At 62.2% G+C, this 16,900-nt stretch carries 17 protein-coding genes; 8 read left to right on the top strand and 9 right to left on the bottom strand.

What is annotated here, in order from left to right; genetic code table 11:
* Positions 1 to 358, top strand: a 358-nt coding sequence (locus TR61_RS07120) for a winged helix-turn-helix domain-containing protein (RefSeq protein ID WP_172676945.1), incomplete at its 5' end; no start/stop codon positions are given.
* A 3-nt stretch (positions 359 to 361) separates the two neighbouring features.
* Here TR61_RS07120 and TR61_RS07115 read toward each other — a convergent pair.
* On the bottom strand, positions 362 to 1,540 hold the full coding sequence (locus TR61_RS07115; protein ID WP_050929230.1) for a hydantoinase/carbamoylase family amidase: 1,179 nt from the start codon (positions 1,538 to 1,540) through the stop codon (positions 362 to 364).
* Between the two features lie 82 nt (positions 1,541 to 1,622).
* Entirely contained in the window at positions 1,623 to 4,388 is a 2,766-nt protein-coding gene (fdhF, locus tag TR61_RS07110; protein ID WP_050929229.1) for a formate dehydrogenase subunit alpha, read from the bottom strand.
* A gap of 207 nt (positions 4,389 to 4,595) precedes the next feature.
* On the opposite strand from fdhF, the gene TR61_RS07105 reads away from it, so the two are divergent.
* The 4 genes from TR61_RS07105 to TR61_RS07090 are packed head-to-tail and all read left to right on the top strand — an operon-like array spanning position 4,596 to position 8,095.
* Positions 4,596 to 5,249, top strand: a complete 654-nt coding sequence (locus TR61_RS07105; RefSeq protein WP_050929228.1) for a histidine phosphatase family protein — start codon at positions 4,596 to 4,598, stop codon at positions 5,247 to 5,249.
* A gap of 21 nt (positions 5,250 to 5,270) precedes the next feature.
* Complete coding sequence (locus tag TR61_RS07100) at positions 5,271 to 5,885, top strand: glutathione S-transferase family protein (protein WP_050929235.1); 615 nt, start codon at positions 5,271 to 5,273, stop codon at positions 5,883 to 5,885.
* 9 nt (positions 5,886 to 5,894) lie between these two features.
* Positions 5,895 to 6,956 carry a saccharopine dehydrogenase gene (locus TR61_RS07095; protein WP_050929227.1) on the top strand — a complete coding sequence of 354 codons (1,062 nt, stop codon included), beginning with the start codon at positions 5,895 to 5,897 and terminating at the stop codon, positions 6,954 to 6,956.
* Positions 6,953 to 8,095 carry a saccharopine dehydrogenase family protein gene (locus tag TR61_RS07090; protein ID WP_050929226.1) on the top strand — a complete coding sequence of 381 codons (1,143 nt, stop codon included), beginning with the start codon at positions 6,953 to 6,955 and terminating at the stop codon, positions 8,093 to 8,095. Before TR61_RS07095 ends, TR61_RS07090 begins: the two co-directional genes overlap by 4 nt.
* Before the next feature lie 170 nt (positions 8,096 to 8,265).
* Here TR61_RS07090 and TR61_RS07085 read toward each other — a convergent pair whose 3' ends face one another.
* From TR61_RS07085 to TR61_RS07060, 6 genes are all read right to left on the bottom strand, one after another.
* Complete coding sequence (locus tag TR61_RS07085; protein ID WP_050929225.1) at positions 8,266 to 8,583, bottom strand: DUF3775 domain-containing protein; 318 nt, start codon at positions 8,581 to 8,583, stop codon at positions 8,266 to 8,268.
* 62 nt (positions 8,584 to 8,645) lie between these two features.
* Positions 8,646 to 9,377 carry an SDR family NAD(P)-dependent oxidoreductase gene (locus tag TR61_RS07080; RefSeq protein WP_050929224.1) on the bottom strand — a complete coding sequence of 244 codons (732 nt, stop codon included), beginning with the start codon at positions 9,375 to 9,377 and terminating at the stop codon, positions 8,646 to 8,648.
* Positions 9,374 to 9,952, bottom strand: a complete 579-nt coding sequence (locus tag TR61_RS07075; RefSeq protein ID WP_050929223.1) for a DUF3833 family protein — start codon at positions 9,950 to 9,952, stop codon at positions 9,374 to 9,376. The genes TR61_RS07080 and TR61_RS07075 overlap by 4 nt, the downstream gene beginning before the upstream one ends.
* A complete protein-coding gene (locus tag TR61_RS07070) occupies positions 9,952 to 11,199 on the bottom strand; it encodes an MFS transporter (RefSeq protein ID WP_050929222.1) in 1,248 nt (415 codons plus the stop codon). The genes TR61_RS07075 and TR61_RS07070 overlap by 1 nt, the downstream gene beginning before the upstream one ends.
* Positions 11,196 to 11,960 (bottom strand): DUF1365 domain-containing protein, encoded by a 765-nt coding sequence (locus TR61_RS07065; protein WP_050929221.1) that lies wholly within the window; start codon positions 11,958 to 11,960, stop codon positions 11,196 to 11,198. Before TR61_RS07065 ends, TR61_RS07070 begins: the two co-directional genes overlap by 4 nt.
* Complete coding sequence (locus TR61_RS07060) at positions 11,957 to 13,258, bottom strand: NAD(P)/FAD-dependent oxidoreductase (protein ID WP_050929220.1); 1,302 nt, start codon at positions 13,256 to 13,258, stop codon at positions 11,957 to 11,959. Before TR61_RS07060 ends, TR61_RS07065 begins: the two co-directional genes overlap by 4 nt.
* A 209-nt stretch (positions 13,259 to 13,467) precedes the next feature.
* Between TR61_RS07060 and TR61_RS07055 the strand changes: the two genes are divergently transcribed.
* From TR61_RS07055 to TR61_RS07045, 3 genes are all read left to right on the top strand, one after another.
* Positions 13,468 to 14,034, top strand: a complete 567-nt coding sequence (locus TR61_RS07055; RefSeq protein ID WP_050929219.1) for a sigma-70 family RNA polymerase sigma factor — start codon at positions 13,468 to 13,470, stop codon at positions 14,032 to 14,034.
* Between the two features lie 8 nt (positions 14,035 to 14,042).
* A complete protein-coding gene (locus tag TR61_RS07050) occupies positions 14,043 to 14,699 on the top strand; it encodes a ChrR family anti-sigma-E factor (protein WP_050929218.1) in 657 nt (218 codons plus the stop codon).
* A gap of 106 nt (positions 14,700 to 14,805) precedes the next feature.
* Positions 14,806 to 15,126, top strand: coding sequence for a hypothetical protein (locus tag TR61_RS07045; protein ID WP_050929217.1), 321 nt, complete (start codon positions 14,806 to 14,808; stop codon positions 15,124 to 15,126).
* A 358-nt stretch (positions 15,127 to 15,484) separates the two neighbouring features.
* Here TR61_RS07045 and TR61_RS07040 read toward each other — a convergent pair whose 3' ends face one another.
* Positions 15,485 to 16,834: an aminotransferase class III-fold pyridoxal phosphate-dependent enzyme gene (locus TR61_RS07040; protein ID WP_050929216.1), complete on the bottom strand. Its 1,350-nt coding sequence runs from the start codon at positions 16,832 to 16,834 to the stop codon at positions 15,485 to 15,487.
* Positions 16,835 to 16,900: the final 66 nt, after the last annotated feature.

Raw genomic sequence — 16,900 nt, 5'->3', positions numbered from 1 at the left:
CCGCCTGCGCGGCGGGGCGCGGGCCGCGCCCAGCTCGGGTGACCGCGCGCAGTTCAACGGCTGGACCGCGCATTTCGACCGCTATGTGCTGGAGGATGGCACGGGTCAGGAAACACCGTTCTCTCATGCAGAAGGCGAAGTGCTGCGTCTGTTTCTGGACAGCCCGAAACGTCTGATCAGCCGTCAGCAGATGCAGGACGCGCTGGGCGGTGCTGCGGGCGAAAGCTTTGACCGGGCGATGGATGTGCGCATCTCGCGGCTGCGCACGAAGCTGCGCGAGGATCCCAAGAACCCGCGGCTGATCAAGACGATCTATGGCGCGGGCTATATCTTTCTGGGGGATGTCGAATGGGGTTAGGCGTTAGCCCGTCACCCTCTGCGCCGCATGGGCCAGCACGTTGAGACCTGTAACCAGATCGGCCTCGTCCGTGTCTTCGGCGAAATCGTGGCTGATGCCGCCGATGGAGGGCACGAACAGCATGGCTACCGGCAAAACCCGCGCCACATTCGTCGCGTCGTGCAGCGCACCTGAGGGCATGGTCCGCCATTTGCCCGGGCTGACGGCCTCGGCCCCGGCTTCAAGTGCCGCGCGCAGGGTGGCGTCCATCGCGGTGGGGCGCAGGTTTCGCAGGCCGTGGAGGGAAAGCTGCATGCCCGTCTGACCGGCGATCTCATCCAGGGTGTCGCGCACGATCCGCTCCATCCGGGTCAGACGGTCATCGTCGGCATCGCGCCACTGGACGGAAAAGGATACCCGCCCCGGCACGATGGACGAGGCATTCGGGTGCAGCGTCACATGACCAATCGTCCAGACCGTGCGCGGCGTGACCACATTGCGCAGCCGGTCGTTGAGCGCGGTGTTGAAGACCGACAGCGCCTGAAACGCGTCGCGGCGCAGATGCATCGGCGTGGTGCCCGCGTGGTTCTGCTGGCCGGTGAATGTGACCTCGATCTGGCGCGAGCCGACGATATCGGTGACGACGCCGATCTGGTCGCCCTCGGCATCCAGAACGGGGCCCTGTTCGATATGCATCTCGATATAGCCGGTGAAGCGGGAGGGATCGACCGGGCCATCATTGCGCGGCAGGGCGCTGCGCGCATCGCCCAGCGTTGTGCCGTCCTTTGCGGTCAGCGCGTCAGCCTGATCCTGCGTGATCGCGCCGCCAAAGACCGAGCTGCCCGTGAGCGCACCGAACCGGCCTTCTTCATCCTGGAAGGACACGACCGACACATGCGGGTTCACGCGGGCCACTTCCAGCCCGGCAATGACGCCCAGCGCGCCGTCAAGCCAACCGCCTTCGGGCTGCGTGTCGCTGTGCGAGCCCAGAAGAAGCGCAGGACCATCGCGCAGGCCAAAGACATTGCCCATCGGGTCGATATGCGGGGTCAGACCGGCCTGGGCGATCTGATCGGCAAGCCAGCTACGCGCCGCGATATCCGCGTCGGAATAGGCCGGGCGAACAACACCATTGCCAATGCCGGACGCGCCAAAGCTGCGCAGCGTGTGGAGGTTTTCAAGGAAGCGGTCAGCGTCGATCATTGCGACAGTGTTCCCGCTGGGCGCGACGGGCGCAAGGCCGTTCGAACGGCCTTGCAAGCAATTTCGAAATTGCTTGGCCCGCCTATTCGGCAGCCACCTGCGCCCCGACCGGCTCCACGCGCACTGCGGAAAACTTGAACTCCGGGATCTTGCCATAGGGATCGAGCGCCGGGTTGGTCAGGATGTTCGCCGCCGCCTCCACATAGGCGAAGGGCAGGAAGACCATATCCTCGGCCACGGCGCGGTCGGCGCGGGCCATCACCTGAACCGAACCGCGACGCGTTGTCAGACGGATCATGTCACCGGGGGCCACGCCAAGACGGCGCAGCGTCTTGGGGTGAAGCGAACAGTTGGCTTCCGGTTCGACCGCGTCCAGCACCGTGGCGCGGCGGGTCATGGACCCGGTGTGCCAGTGTTCCAGCTGGCGCCCTGTGGTCAGGATCATCGGGTATTCGGTATCTGGCGCCTCATCCGGCGGGATGACCGAGGCCGGTGTAAACCGTGCGCGCCCGTCGGTGCGCGGAAAGCCATTGCCAAACACAATCGCCTGACCCGGATCCTCGGGCGAGAGGGACGGATAGGTCACCGCGTTTTCGCCCGCGAGCCTGCCCCAGGTGATGTTGTCCAGCGATTTCATGTTCAGTTTCATCTCGGCAAAGACATCCGCAGGGGACTGATAATCCCAGCCCAGGCCAAGACGTTTGGCCAGTTCCACCTCGATCCACCAATCTTCCTTCGCCTCGCCGGGTGGGTGCACTGCCTGCCGGCCCATCTGCACCTGACGGTTCGTGTTGGTGACCGTACCGTTCTTCTCGTAAAAGGCCGAGGCGGGCAGGATCACGTCGGCATAGTTCGCGGTTTCCGTCAGGAAGATATCCTGCACCACAAGGTGGTCGAGTTTCGCCAAAGCGTCGCGGGCATGTTCAACATCCGGGTCCGACATGGCGGGGTTTTCGCCCAGCACATACATCGCCTTGATGTCGCCCGCGTGCACGGCATCCATAATCTCGGTCACGGTCAGGCCCTTCTCGTTCGAGAAATCGCCGCCGCCCCAAACCTCGGTAAAGGCGGAGCGGACGCCATCATCCGTCACAGTCTGGTAATCCGGCAGGAACATCGGGATCAGGCCCGCATCCGACGCGCCCTGCACGTTGTTCTGCCCCCGAAGCGGATGCAGACCCGTGCCGGGACGCCCCACATGGCCGCACATCAGCGCAAGGGAGATCAGGCAGCGCGAATTGTCGGTGCCGTGGATATGCTGGCTGACGCCCATGCCCCAGAAGATCATCCCTGCCTTGGCCGTCGCGAAATCACGCGCGACGGCGCGCAGCGTGTCGGGATCGATCCCGCAGATCTCGCTCATCAACTCGGGCGTGAAGCCTGCCAGATGGGCCTTCTCGGCCTCCCAGTTCTCGGTATAGGCGTCGATATATTGTTGGTCATAAAGCCCCTCTTCCACGATCACATGCATGATCGCGTTGAGCATCGACACATCCGCGCCGGGGCGGAATTGCAGCATATGGGTGGCAAAGCGTTTGAGCGCCTGGCCGCGCGGGTCCATCACGATCAGCTTGCCGCCGCGCTTGGTGAACTGCTTGAAATAGGTGGCCGCGACGGGATGGTTTTCGATCGGGTTCGCGCCAATGACGATGGCGACATCGGCATGTTCGATCTGGTTGAAGGTCGCGGTGACCGCTCCCGAGCCCACGTTTTCGATCAGCGCCGCGACCGAGGACGCGTGGCACAGACGCGTGCAGTGATCGACGTTGTTATGGCCAAATCCCTGGCGGATCAGCTTCTGGAACAGATAGGCCTCTTCATTGGTGCATTTGGCACTGCCAAACCCGGCCACTTCGCGCCCCCGGCCCTTCAGGCCGTTTGCCGCGAAATCCAGCGCCTCATCCCAGCTGGCCTCACGGAAATGGGTCTGCCAGTTGCCGGGATCGACGTTCAATCCCTTGGCGGGCGCATCGTCACGCCGGATCAGCGGTTTGGTCAGACGATGCGGGTGATGGATGTAATCGAACCCGAAGCGGCCCTTGACACAAAGCCTGCCTTCATTCGCAGGGCCGTTGATCCCCTCGACATATTTGACCTTACCGTCCTTCACTTTCAGCGAGACCTGGCAGCCCACACCGCAGAAGGGGCAGATGCTGTCCACTTCGCTGTCGTAATCCTTGCTGTCGCCCTGCTGCGCGTCGTCCAGAACGGTGGCTGGCATCAGCGCCCCGGTGGGGCAGGCCTGCACACATTCACCGCAGGCTACGCAGGTGCTGTCGCCCATCGGGTCGTCCATGTCGAAAACCGGATAGGCGTCATGCCCGCGCCCCGCCATGCCGATCACATCATTGACCTGCACTTCGCGGCAGGCGCGCACGCAAAGCCCGCATTGAATGCAGGCATCCAGATTGACACGCATCGCCACATGGCTGTCATCCAGCAACGGGATGCGGCCGTCTTCCAGCTTGGGAAAGCGGCTTTCCGAGACGCCATTGGCCGCCGCCATGTCCCACAGGTGCGAGGAGCGGTCATGCGACGCCTCCTGCTCGGGCTGGTCGGCCAGCAGCATCTCGACAACCAGTTTGCGCGCCGATGTCGCCCGCGCGGAGTTCGTCGTCACGACCATGCCGTCCTGCGGTTCGCGGATACACGAGGCGGCCAGTGTCCGCTCGCCCTCGATCTCGACCATGCAGGCGCGGCAGTTACCGTCAGGGCGATAGCCGGGCGCGGGCTTGTGACACAGATGCGGGATCACCAGGCCACGGCCATTGGCAACCTCCCAGATGGTCATGCCGGGTTGCGCCTCAACCTCCTGGCCGTCCAGCGTGAATTTGATCGTGTCGGACATTCCTGCCTCCCGTTCGCGTGGGCGCAGTATAAATCAACCTCGCGCGCGGGCGGGACTCCCAATCCCGACATCCCTTGCCGAAATTGCGCCACCGCTGTTTCCGATGCACGACATCGCGTCTTCTTCTCTTTACAAATACGGGATCCTGCCCTTTCCACCGGGCGCGCGGCCCGTTAAGTCAGGCGGGACAGACACCCAAAGGCTGACATGTCCCACATCACCCTGATCCGCCACGGGCAGGCCAATACCGAGGCCCGTGACGAAAAAAGCTATGACAAGCTGAGCGCGCTTGGCCACCAGCAGGCCGCCTGGCTGGGAGACCATCTGCGCGCCTCGAACGCTTTCCATCCGCGGATCTATTGCGGGACGCTGACCCGGCATATCGAAACCGCGCAAAGCATGGGTTTCGCGGAAGAGGTCGTGCAGGATCCGCGCCTGAACGAGATGGAATACTTCACCCTCGCCAAAGCGTTGGAGACACAGCAAGGCGTCGCGATCCCCACCGAGCGCGAGCATTTCGCCCAGCATTTGCCGCAGGTGTTCAGCGCCTGGCGCGACGGGGTGATCAAGGACCCGCCCGAAAGCTTTGCGCAGTTCGAAGACCGGGTCCTGGGATCCCTGACCGAGATTGCCAAAGGCGACGGGCCTGCGCTGGTGGTCACGTCCGGCGGGCTGATCGCGATGGCGATGCGGCAGGTGATGGATCTGGATATACCGGCCATGGCACGTGTGGCGCTGGCGATCATGAATACGTCAATGCACCGGCTGCACCCGATTGGCGATCAGCTTTCCCCGGTTCTGTTCAACGCGGTTCCACATCTCGAACACCCCGAGCGCCATTACGCGCAAACCCATCTTTGACCCCGAAAGGCTGACTGCATGCTGAAACTCTATTTCGCGCCCGGCACGATTGCAGCCGCCGTGGCGATCACGCTGAACGAGGCTCAGGCAGATCACGACCTGCGGCGCATCAATTTCTCGGACGCGGAACAGCGCGGGGCGGCGTATCTGACGATCAACCCGAAGGGCCGGGTGCCCGCGCTTGAGACGCCGCGCGGCATTCTGACGGAAACATCCGCCATCCTCGATTACATCGCCGCCATGCATCCCAAGGCGGGGCTGGTCCCCGAGGATCCCTTTGACGCGGCACGGATGCGCAGCGCGATGACCTATCTGGCCAGCACGATGCATGTGAACCACGCCCATGCGATGCGGGGCGCGCGCTGGGCCGATGAGCCGTCCTCCTGGGCGGACATGAAGCAGAAAGTGCCCCAGACCATGTCGGAAAGCTCAGCTTATGTGGAAGAACATGTGCTGACCGGCCCCTTTGTTCTGGGCGATCGGTTCAGCCTCGCGGACCCCTATCTCTTTGTGGTGTCGACTTGGCTGCCGGGCGACGGGGTGGATATGGGGCGCTATCCGAAACTGGCGGCCTTCCACGCGTCGATGTGGGAACGCCCATCGGTGCGCATGGCCTTGTCGGACGGCGTTTTGTAAGAGGGGCGCATGACACATCTATGGGTGCGGGCCGAACAGCGGCCCAATGAAGAACGTGTGGGGCTGACCCCTGAAGGTGCCAGGGCGCTGATTGCGGCGGGCATCGCGGTGAGTGTGGAGGAAAGCGGCGTCCGGGCGATCCCGATTGACGGATATCGCCAGGCCGGTTGCACCATCGTGGCCGAGAACAGCTGGCCCGATGCGCCGGACGACGCGATCATCTTCGGCCTGAAGGAATTGCCCGAGGACGGCACGCCGCTGCGGAATCGCCACATCATGTTCGGCCATGCCTTCAAGGGCCAGCCAGCCGGTCAGGTTCTGCTGCGCCGCTTCCGCGAAGGCGGCGGGACGCTGTATGACCTGGAATATCTGGTAGACGAGGCAGGCCGCCGCGTGGCCGCCTTTGGATACTGGGCGGGCTATGCCGGTGCAGCGGTTGCGTTGAAGTGCTGGGCGGCGCAGCAGAAAGGCGGCCTCTGCGGACCGGTCTCGACCTATCGCAGCTCGACCCACTTGCTGGCCGACCTGCAGGCGGAACTGGTGGCAACCGGCACGCACCGGCCAACCGCCATCGTGATCGGTGCACTGGGGCGTGTGGGCACGGGGGCTGCGGATCTGTGCACGGCGATGGGCGTGCCTGTCACCCGCTGGGACATGGCGGAAACCGCCAGCGGCGGCCCCTTCCCCGAGATCCTGCAGCATGACATCTTCCTCAACTGCATCCTCGCGCGGCCGGGCACGCCTGTTTTCGTACCCGCAAGCGCCAAGGTCGCGGCGCGGCGCTTGTCGGTGATCGGCGATATCTCCTGCGACCCGGACAGCGATTTTTCCCCGATCAAGGTCTATGACCGGACGACAAGCTGGGCGGAACCGGCCTTGCGCGTGCATGAGGCGCCGCCCCTGGATGTCACGGCGATCGACAATCTGCCATCGATGCTGCCGGCGGAAAGCTCGGATGATTATGCAGGACAATTGTTGCCCTCGCTTCTGACATTGGGCAATTTGTCCGGCGGTGTATGGGGCCGCGCGGCGGCCACGTTCGAGGAACATATGAGAAGGCTGGGCTCATGACGATTCACTGGTGCGGAACAGGACTTTCGGCAATTCCGGGGCTTCGCCGCCTGATCGCTGACGGTCACGACGTAAAGGTCTGGAACCGGACGGTCGAAAAGGCGCAGGAGGCTGTCGGCGACCTGACCGGCAATATCGCTGCTTTTGATATCGAAGCCCTGACCGCAGAGCTTCAGGCAGGCGATGTCATCGTGTCGATGCTGCCGGGTGACTGGCATGTGCCGCTGGCCGAACGGGCCATCGAGAAAGCAGCGCATTTCGTCTCCTCGTCCTATATCGCGCCGGAAATGCGTTCGCTGGACGGTGCCGCGCGGGAAGTTGGCGTGGCGCTGGTCAACGAGGTGGGGCTTGATCCGGGGATCGACCATCTGATGGCCCATGCGCTGGTCGCCGATTACCGTGGATCAGCAGCCTTTGATCCGACAAACGAAATCAGCTTCATCTCTTACTGCGGGGGGATCCCGAAACACCCCAACCCGTTCCGGTACAAGTTCAGCTGGTCGCCCCTGGGCGTGCTCAAGGCGCTGCGGTCGCCGTCACGGTCGATCCGCGATTTCTCGGAACTCAGGGTGAACCGGCCCTGGGACGCGATCTCATCCTACACAGCCCCGCTGCCTGCGCCGGAAAGCTTCGAGGTCTATCCCAACCGTGACAGCCTGCCCTTCATGGCGGAATACAATTTCGATCCGGCCTGGCCCGTCAGGGAATTCGTGCGCGGCACGCTGCGCCTCAACGGCTGGGCCGAGGCCTGGGCCGATGTGTTCCGGGAAATCGAGACCCTGGAGGGCGAGGCCGGAGAGGCTCGCCTGAAGGAAATGTCCGATCAGTTCTGGGCCGAAAACGCCTATGACGAGGGAGAGCCGGACCGCGTGGTTCTCTGCGTCAGCCTGAAGGCGGAACAGAAAGGCGTTCCGGTCTGGCACAAGACCTATGTGATGGATGCCTGGGGCGATGCGCGCGGTACGGCGATGGCGCGACTGGTGTCGGTTCCGGTCTCGCTTGCGGTGGAGGCGGTGCTGAACCGCCAGATCGCGGCGGGCGTTCATGCCGCGCCCTCCGACCGGAAATTGGTATCGGACTGGATGGGCGAGATCGACACGCTGGCGCAACACCTGGCCATTGTCGATCATATCGGCTGATGTCGGGTTAACCCGTATTTGAAAAGAGAAGAAGCACCCGCTGCCTTCTTCTCTTTCAAAATACGGAACACGACGCCCGCCAGGAGAGATGCGATCAAAGATCAGGCACACCGGTCTGCATCGGGCGCCAGATCAAAGCATGTCTTGCGCCCGCAGGGGGCGCCTTTGGATCAAAGCAACGCATCCTCTTCATCCGTGGCGGAAAAGCCCAGCGCGTCCAGGCCGTTTTCCAGATTATCCGACAGGTGCGGCGTGCCCAGCAGGTAATCGGCGCAGGGCGTGGTCGCTTCGGTCAGGGCGGTATTGACCGCCTCGTCATACTCTTCGGGTTCGAAACTGCCACGCCCGATCCACATCACCGCAACAAGCTCGGCCTGCTGTTCTTCGGTCATGCGGTCGATGAAGGCGCGCAGCTCTCCCTCGGCGCGGTCCAGTTCACGGCTCATCAGGATGACCTGAGCGACCGCTCGTGTAGACAGGTTTTCCATGGCAAATCTCCTCTGTTCGCACGAGGGTATCAGACGGCGAACAGATGGGGGCGTCTTTGATCTTACGCAAATAGCCGGTAATACATCCAATCCGGCATGAACTGGCTGACCCGGAACACCCAGGAGAAGACGCGCGGGAAACTTTTCTTGAACCGGTCGCTGCGCATGTGGGCGATCATTTCCTCGGCCGCCTCATCGGGTTCCATGATGAAGGGCATCTTGAAATCGTTCTTGTCGGTCAGCCGGGTTTTGATGAAACCGGGATTGGCCAATTGCACATCAACGCCTGTGTCCTTCAGGTCGGCATACATGGATTCGGCCAGCGCCATGGTGCCTGCCTTCGACGCGGCATAGCCGATGGCGCCGGGCAATCCACGAAAACCCGACAGCGACCCCGTAATCACAATATGGCCCGTGTTGCGCGCGACCATGGACGGGACACAGGCACCCACGACGCGGACGAGCCCGGTAAAGTTGATATCGGCCATCGCTGTGGCGGCATCGGCGTCCCATTCCGTCGCCGGCATCGGCCAGTAAACACCCGCGAGGAAGACAACGCCGTCAACCTCTCCGGCCGCTTTGGCAGCGACGGTGACGCTTTCGGTGTCCGAGACGTCCATGGCCAGCGCGCGCGCCTCTCCCGGCAGATCATCAGCCAGCGCCTGCAGCTTGTCTTCGGACCGGGCCGAGAGGATCAGCGTCGCCCCCGCCGCGCTGAGTTTATGGGCCAGCGCCGCGCCAAGCCCTTCGCTGGCGCCGACCAGCCAGTATGTCTTGCCTTTGAAGGATCTCATGCAGCGTCTTTCATCCCTTCCTGAGCCGGGCGCATGGTGGCAACAAGCTCGGCCACCTGAATGCCGAATTTGCGGAACTGGCTGCGGTTCACGATGGTGCCGTTCGGCGCAAGGTACATCCAGTCAACCGCGTCCAGAACATGGCCACCGGCCTCGTCCGGGAGTTTGTATTTGTAAAGCAACTGCACAGCCGATCCGGTTTGCACCCCTGTTCCAGTGCCCACCACATCCGAGGCTTTCGCCTTGATCCGACCGTCATTGCCCAGCGTCAGCTGCCATTCACGATCCTGGGTGGACCCGTCATCATAGCGGAAATGTTCTTTCATGATACCGGTATTGCCGGACCACTGGACGTCGAAATCTGCCTCGAACCGGGAAGAGACACGGCCAAGCGGGCCATAGATCACGCCTTCGCAGACAACGGGGCCATTCAGATGTGTGCGCAGGTCAAACTGCGGCTGGCCCGCGACATAGTCGCCGGGCTTTTGCGCCTTGAACGACCAAAGCCGGTTCTTGATCCAGCCAAGGGCCAGCACGATGCCAGCGCCCAAGGCCACCAAAAGCAGAGAATCCATTATCCGTTCTCCTTCATCTTTGTGCGGGCCAGCAGAATGATGGCCAGCACTTTCAGAACGCAGGGCACGCCTGCGTAAAGCCATGTCAGAAGCGTCAGCGCCTCTTCGGGGTTTTCGGGGCCCGCGCGGAAGCCGGAGGCGTCAAGCAGCGGAAGCAGGACCGCGGCGGCGAAGGCCAGAGTGAATTTCGACACGAAGGACCAAAGGCCAAAGCCTTCGGAGGCTGAGGGCGCGATTTCCGCCATGCGCGTGGCGAACATCGCGGGCAGCAAAGTCAGATCCGCGCCCAGAGCCGCGCCCGAGACCAGACAGATCACCGCAAAAGCCGCGACATCGCCCGCGCCCAGCGTCAGGGCAAAGCCAAAGGCCACGATGGCCAGCACCATCGCGAACAAAAGCACGCGGCGGGCGCCATGGGTTTCGGCCAGCTTCCCCCACAGCGGTGCCGCAAGGGCGGCGGACAGAAAGAAGACCAGCAGAAGCGGCCCTTCCATTCCAGGCGCAAGCAGACGGCTTTCCACGAAAAACAGAAACAGCGTCGAACTGACCGCGACGGGGGCGGCATTCAGAAGCGCGATCAGCAGCAGGCGGCGGGCAAGCGCATCGCGGATCACCACGCCAAAGCCCTGCGACGGTGCGGCGTGGGCCGCGTTCCATTCCTCGCGCATCGCCAGAAGCGCCATCAGCGCGACAATGGCAAAGCCTACAGCGAACCCGGCAAAAGGCCGGTCCATCGCCACGCCCAGCGCGACAGGAGCGATCGCAGCCATGCAGACCCCCAGCAACGCGCCGGTTTCCCGCCAGCGGGCCAGACGCAGATGACCGTTGCCCGGCATCTGATCGGCTTTCAGGACACCCTGGGCATAGAAATTGATGGTCAGGAAGCTGAAGGCCGAAAACACGCAAGTCAGCATCAGGATAAACCAGATCAGCGGGCTGATCGGCGGTTCGACGGCAAAAAGCCCCAGCATGGCCAGGGCAATCACGATCAGGCCGATGCCAACCGCCAGCGATCGACGGTGGCGGAACCGTTCCGACAAGCGGCCCAGAAGCGGGTCCTGCACCACGTCCAGCAGGCGCAGCCCGAACAGAACCGCACCCAGTGCGGCAAGGCTGACGCCATATTCATCGACATAGAATTTGGGCGCGTGGATATAGATCGGCAAGCCCGCAGCAGCCAGCAGCGCTGCAAAGAGCGCATAGGCCGGCAAACGCTCGGCTGTGATGCGGGCTGCCAGGGCTGTCATCCGCGCGACACCTCCCCTGCCGGGGGGGTCGGGCGCACGCGATACTTCGCGCCTTTCCACCACAGTTTCAGCGCTTGCCAGTGGATCAGCGCCAGCACCCGGCGCGACCCCAGCGGGCGGCGCAGGACCGATGACAGGATAGAGCGGTTTGTGAGGCCCCTCCGCTTGCCGGTCAGTGTGGCGATCAGCCCGTCTTTGCCTTCGCCGCTATAGTCGATCCAGATGCCGATGCGGTCATCCGAGATATCAAAGCGGAACTCGTACCCGCCTTCGATCTTCTGGAAGGGCGAGACGAAAAAGATCTTCGACGCCTTCAGCCGATCTGTTGGCTGAATGGGCCGGTTGTCGGGGTGGTGCACCAGATAGGAATGGCGTTCGCCGAAGGTGTTCGTGACCTCGGCAATGACGGTCGTGATCTCGTCATGGTCGTTGTAGCAGACCCAGAAGCTGACCGGGTTGAACACGTGGTTCCAGAACCGCGGCTGGGCCAGAAGCATGATCCGGGCCGGGCTGGGCAGCTGGTACTGGCTGAGTACATCCCGCACCCAGGCTGCGCCCTTGCCATCGCCTGGCGCGCCGCCGTGGTCACTGTCGAACAGCGCGCACAGCCCACGCCCGTTGCGTTTGAACAGACGCGGCGTGGCCAGGTCGGCTTCGGCATTCAGCATCACGTAGTCGATGGAATAGCGGAACGCGTTCGTTACCGCGCCCTTGCGCCCGTGATAGGTCTGGCCCTGGATATGATCGACGGTCTCAATCATTCGGCAGCCACCTGCAGGGTCGAGGCGCGGCGGATCGCTTCGACCACATCGACGGCGCTGGACAGCCCGTCTTCGTGGAAGCCGTTTTTCATCCATGCGCCGCAGAACCACGTGTTGCCGGTTCCGTTGAAGGCGCGCACCGCGTCCTGAGCGGCAAGCGCGTCGAGGTCATAGACCGGGTGGCGCAGCGTGACCTGGTCATAGATCAGCTCTTCGCGGATGGTGCGCTTTGTGTTCAGTGTCACGAAATGCGGATCGTCCATCGGGATCGGCTGAAGCGAATTCATCCAATAGGTCAGGTCGATCCGGTCGGATTGGGCCACGCGGTCTTCGGTATAGACCCAGCTGGCCCAGGTCTTGCGCTGCCTGGGCATGATCGACGCATCGGCGTGCAAAACCACATCGTTGGGCTGATAGGCCACTGCGCCCAGTGCGCGCTGTTCCTGCGGCGATGGGTCGGTCAGCATCTTGAGGCTGTCATCGGAATGGGTGGCGAAGACAACCTCGTCAAAGCTTTCCCATTCCCCGCCCCAGGTCTTGACCTCGGCCCCGGCGACGACGCGGCGGACGCCCTGAACTGCCGCGCCCAGCCGCAGATCGACACCCTTTGCGATCATCGCGCGTTCCAGACGGCGCACATATTCGATGGACCCGCCCTGCACCGTGTACCATTGATGTTGCCCGGTGTGGTTCAGCAATGCGTGGTTTTCCATGAACTGCACCATCGCATAGGCTGGGAAGTCCATGATCTTTTCGGTGGGCGTGGACCAGATCGCGCCGGTCAGCGGCAGCAGATAGTAGTCGCGGAACCAGGGGCCGGTGCCCATCCGCTCAAGAAATTCACCGATGGTCAGCTCGGGGTTGGCGCGGGCCATTTTCAGTGCCTTGGAATTGAAACGGAAGATATCGCGCACCATCCGCAGGAAGCTGGGGGTCAGCGCGTTCTTACGCTGCGCGAACAGCGCATCCAGCGAGTGCAGGCCGTATTCGATCCGCCCGCCGTCGATCGAGGCGCCAAAGCTCATGTTGCTTTTGGTGACCGGCACGTCCAGCTGATCGAACAGCGCGGCCAGATGCGGATAGTTGGCATAATTGAAGACGATGAACCCGGTATCGACCGGCTGATCCCCGTTTTTGCCCGCCATAATGGTGCGGGCATGTCCGCCCAGGCGCGGCTCGGCCTCGAACAATGTGACCGAGTTGCCGTCAGCCAGCATGAAAGCCGCTCCCATTCCAGAGATACCGGCGCCGATGACAGCAATTTTCTTGGGCGCGCCTGCGCCGAGTTCAAAAGGCATAAGAGGGGGAACTCCACCATAAGTCAGTATTGAAGGGGGATACGGGGCCGCTTAGCGTTTGGATGCAAAAGAATTTCAGCTATTTTTTTGATCCAATCCGGTACAGCCCACGTAGCCCTTGTATGATGATCTCGGTTGATCCTTCAACGTGCAAAGGCGTAAGTGCTAAGGCAGCGCCTTCCGGCCTTCGGGCGCAGGATGTGAAACGGATGGACCAGCCCTTGGTGATCAAGAAAGATACGACGGCGCGCTCTGATTGGATCAGCCATGTAGAGCGTATTCGGGACGCCCGGGACCAGAAGGCCTTTGCTGAGCTGTTTCAGTACTTTGCGCCTCGGGTCAAAGCGTTCCTGATGAAGTCCGGGGCCGATGCGACATTGGCCGAGGAGTGCGCCCAGGAAGTCATGGCGACGCTGTGGCACAAGGCACATATGTTCGATCCCTCGCGGGCATCGGTGGCGACTTGGATCTTTACCATCGCCCGAAACCGCAAGATCGACCTGTTGAGGAAACAAAGACGCCCCGAACCGGAAGATCTTCCGTGGGGGCCAGAAGCGGAACCGGATCAGGAAGATACATTGGTTCTGCAACAGGAGAGTGAACTGCTGCGGAAAGCGCTTGAAGAGCTGCCGGACGCACAAAGACAACTGATCGAACGCGCCTATTTTGGCGATCTGAGCCATAGCCAGATTGCCGAGGAAACGGGGCTTCCCCTTGGGACGATCAAATCGAGGATACGTTTGGCGCTGGACCGATTGCGCCATGCCATGAAGTGAGTAACGAGATGACACGCATCAATCATCATCTGAGCGACCCGATCCTGATGGCCTATTCGGCAGGGACGCTGCCCGAAGCCTTCAACCTGATGGTCGCAAGCCATGTGTCCCTGTGTGACGAATGCCGCGCACGGGTGGAAAGCTTTGACGCCGTCGGCGGCGCAATTCTGGAAGACAGCGCGCTGGAGGTTGCCGCGATGTCGGACGACGCGCTGGCCGCGACGATGGCGCTGATCGCAGGCGGGGCGGTAGAACCGGCCCCCAAGGCATCGGTGCGCAAAGACAGCATTCTGCCCGCGCCGCTGCAGGATTACATCGGCGGAGATTTGGCCGACGTCAAATGGCGGTCGGTCGGTATGGGTGTGAAGCAGGCGATCCTGCCCACCAGCAAGGATGCATCCGCCCGGTTGCTTTACATTCCGGCGGGCGCGGCGATGCCGGATCATGGCCACCGCGGGATCGAAATGACGATGGTTCTGCAAGGTGCCTTCATCGACGAGGGCGAACGTTTTGCCCGGGGCGATGTAGAGATTGCCGACAGCGATCTGGATCACACACCTGTCGCCGATATCGGCGAAGACTGCATCTGTCTTGCCGTCACAGATGGCCCGCTGCAGTTCAAATCCCTGCTGCCCAAGATTGCACAGCCCTTCCTGCGGATCTGACAAGACTTCCCTCGGAGATCTCGCAAAACCGGCACCCAACAGGTGCCGGTTTTTTTTGCACCCAGGTTAACTGTCAGGATGCAGTTGCCTTTACATAATCCCGTCCATGAATACCGAAGTCTGGCTTTCAAACGCTCTTGTCTACCCCATCACAATCATCGGCACGCATTTCATTAAGGATCAGCGCATCAAGCCCGGTGATCTGATTTCCACCCTGCGCGATGCAAGCGGGTCAATCACCCGGACCGCCGCCGAAAGCGGCGGGCAAATGGTGGCAGATCCGCTTCCGGTCAATAGCGTGTTTGGTCAGGCGGTTTCAGTTGCGCAATCGGCCCCGGTGACAGCTTCAGAACCAGTGAGGGCGACGGCAACGCAGCGGGCCAGTGCATGGAACCAACACGTATGTGTAACCAAGACTTCGGCATGAAACGCGGAAGCGAAGCCTTTGACGCTTTCATGGCGGAGCAGTTAGCAATTTCCGTCTGCCGATCGCAGATCCTCGTGCGAGTATCAGTGGGATAGTGACCGCAACCAATGCCGTAACACCAACCGGTCAATAGACATCGTTGCCAAAAGCTGCCCCGGTTACGGCACCGAATACGCAAGCTGGGCGCAAAAGCGCCCGCGCGAGGTCGAGATGACATGCGGCATTCACCAGACCTTGGCACTTAAACTGGAAAGCGTGTCCCAGGTATACCGGGAAGCGATCAATCAATCCTGTTCGTACCTGACGATGCCCGTTTGGCCATGCGAGGCAATACCCTGACCCGCATGACCTTTGGCTGTCACGCTGCCGCAAACCCCTTGTCCAGCGCGTCGATCATCGTCTGAACCTCGCCCTCGGTGATCACCAGCGGGGGTGACATCAGGATGTTGTTCATCCCCAGACGCACCATGGCACCGGCCTCATATGCGGTTTTGTGGATGCGCTTCATCGTGGCCATGTCCATCGGCGTCTTGGCCGCCTTGTCCGACACGATCTCGACCCCGGTCATGAGGCCTTCGCCGCCCCGCACATCGCCGATGATGTCGTATTTCTGCTGAAGCCCCAGCATCCCTTCGTAGAGCTGCTTGCCGCGCGCGGCCGCGTTTGTTTTGGTATCCAGGCGCAGCGTTTCCTCAAGACAGGCTGTGACCGCAGCCGCCCCCACTGGGTGCGCGGAATAGGTGTAGCCGTGGAAGATGCCGCCTGCTTCGTCCGAGGTTTCAAAGACCTCGGCGACCTTCTCGCTCATCAACGCAGCTCCCACGGGAAAATAGGCGCTGGTGATGCCTTTGGCGGTGCTCATCATATCGGGCTGCACGCCCCAATGCCGCGCACCCGACCACGACCCAGTGCGACCAAAGCCGGTGATCACCTCATCCGAGATCATCAGGATGCCGTGCTTGTCGCAAATCTCGCGCATCAGCTTCATGAAGGACGCATCCGGCACGATCACGCCGCCCGCGCCCTGAATGGGCTCCATGATGAAGGCGGCGATGGTCCCTGCGCCCTGGAAGGCGATCTCGTCCTCCATCGCGGCGGCGATGTTCTGGGCCAGCTTCGCCGGATCCGTTTCATGGAACGGGTTGCGATAGGGATAGGGGCTGGGCAAGTGGAAGCAGCCCGCCAGCAGCGGTTCATAGGCGGTGCGGAAGCGGTTGTTGCCGTTCACCGACGCGCCGCCGAAATGGGTGCCGTGATAGCCTTTCTTCAGGCTGAGGAACTTGGTCCGCGTCGGCTCCCCACGCAGGCGGTGGTATTGGCGGGCCAGCCGCAGGCAGGTTTCCACGCTGTCGGACCCGCCAGAGGTGAAGAACACCCGCGCCATGCCGTCTTCGGCGAAGAATTCGCGCACGACGTAGGAGGCTTCGATGGCCGTGGGGTTCGAGGTGCCTGCAAAGGCCGAATAATAGGGCAGCTCGTAAAGCTGTTTGGCGATCGCGTCTTTCACCCGGTCATTGGAATAGCCCAGGTTCACGCACCAGAGGCCGCCCACACCATCAACGGTCTTGTGGCCGTCGATATCGACAATCGAAGACCCCTCGGCCCCGGTGATGATGGTTGGCGCATGGGCGCGCATATCGCCGGGATGGCCCATCGGGTGCCACAGATGTTGCGCGTTGTTGGCGCGCAGAAAATTGTCGTCTTTCATGGTCGGACCTCCCGAAACAGCGGTGCAAGAGAATGCCCCGACCATGATCCAACGCCGTTACCACTG

It is taken from the genome of Aestuariivita boseongensis (assembly GCF_001262635.1).
GTDB classification, from domain to species: Bacteria; Pseudomonadota; Alphaproteobacteria; order Rhodobacterales; family Rhodobacteraceae; genus Aestuariivita; species Aestuariivita boseongensis.
The sequence above is the reverse complement of the archived record's forward strand: the minus strand, read 5'-3'. Positions and strand labels throughout refer to the sequence as shown.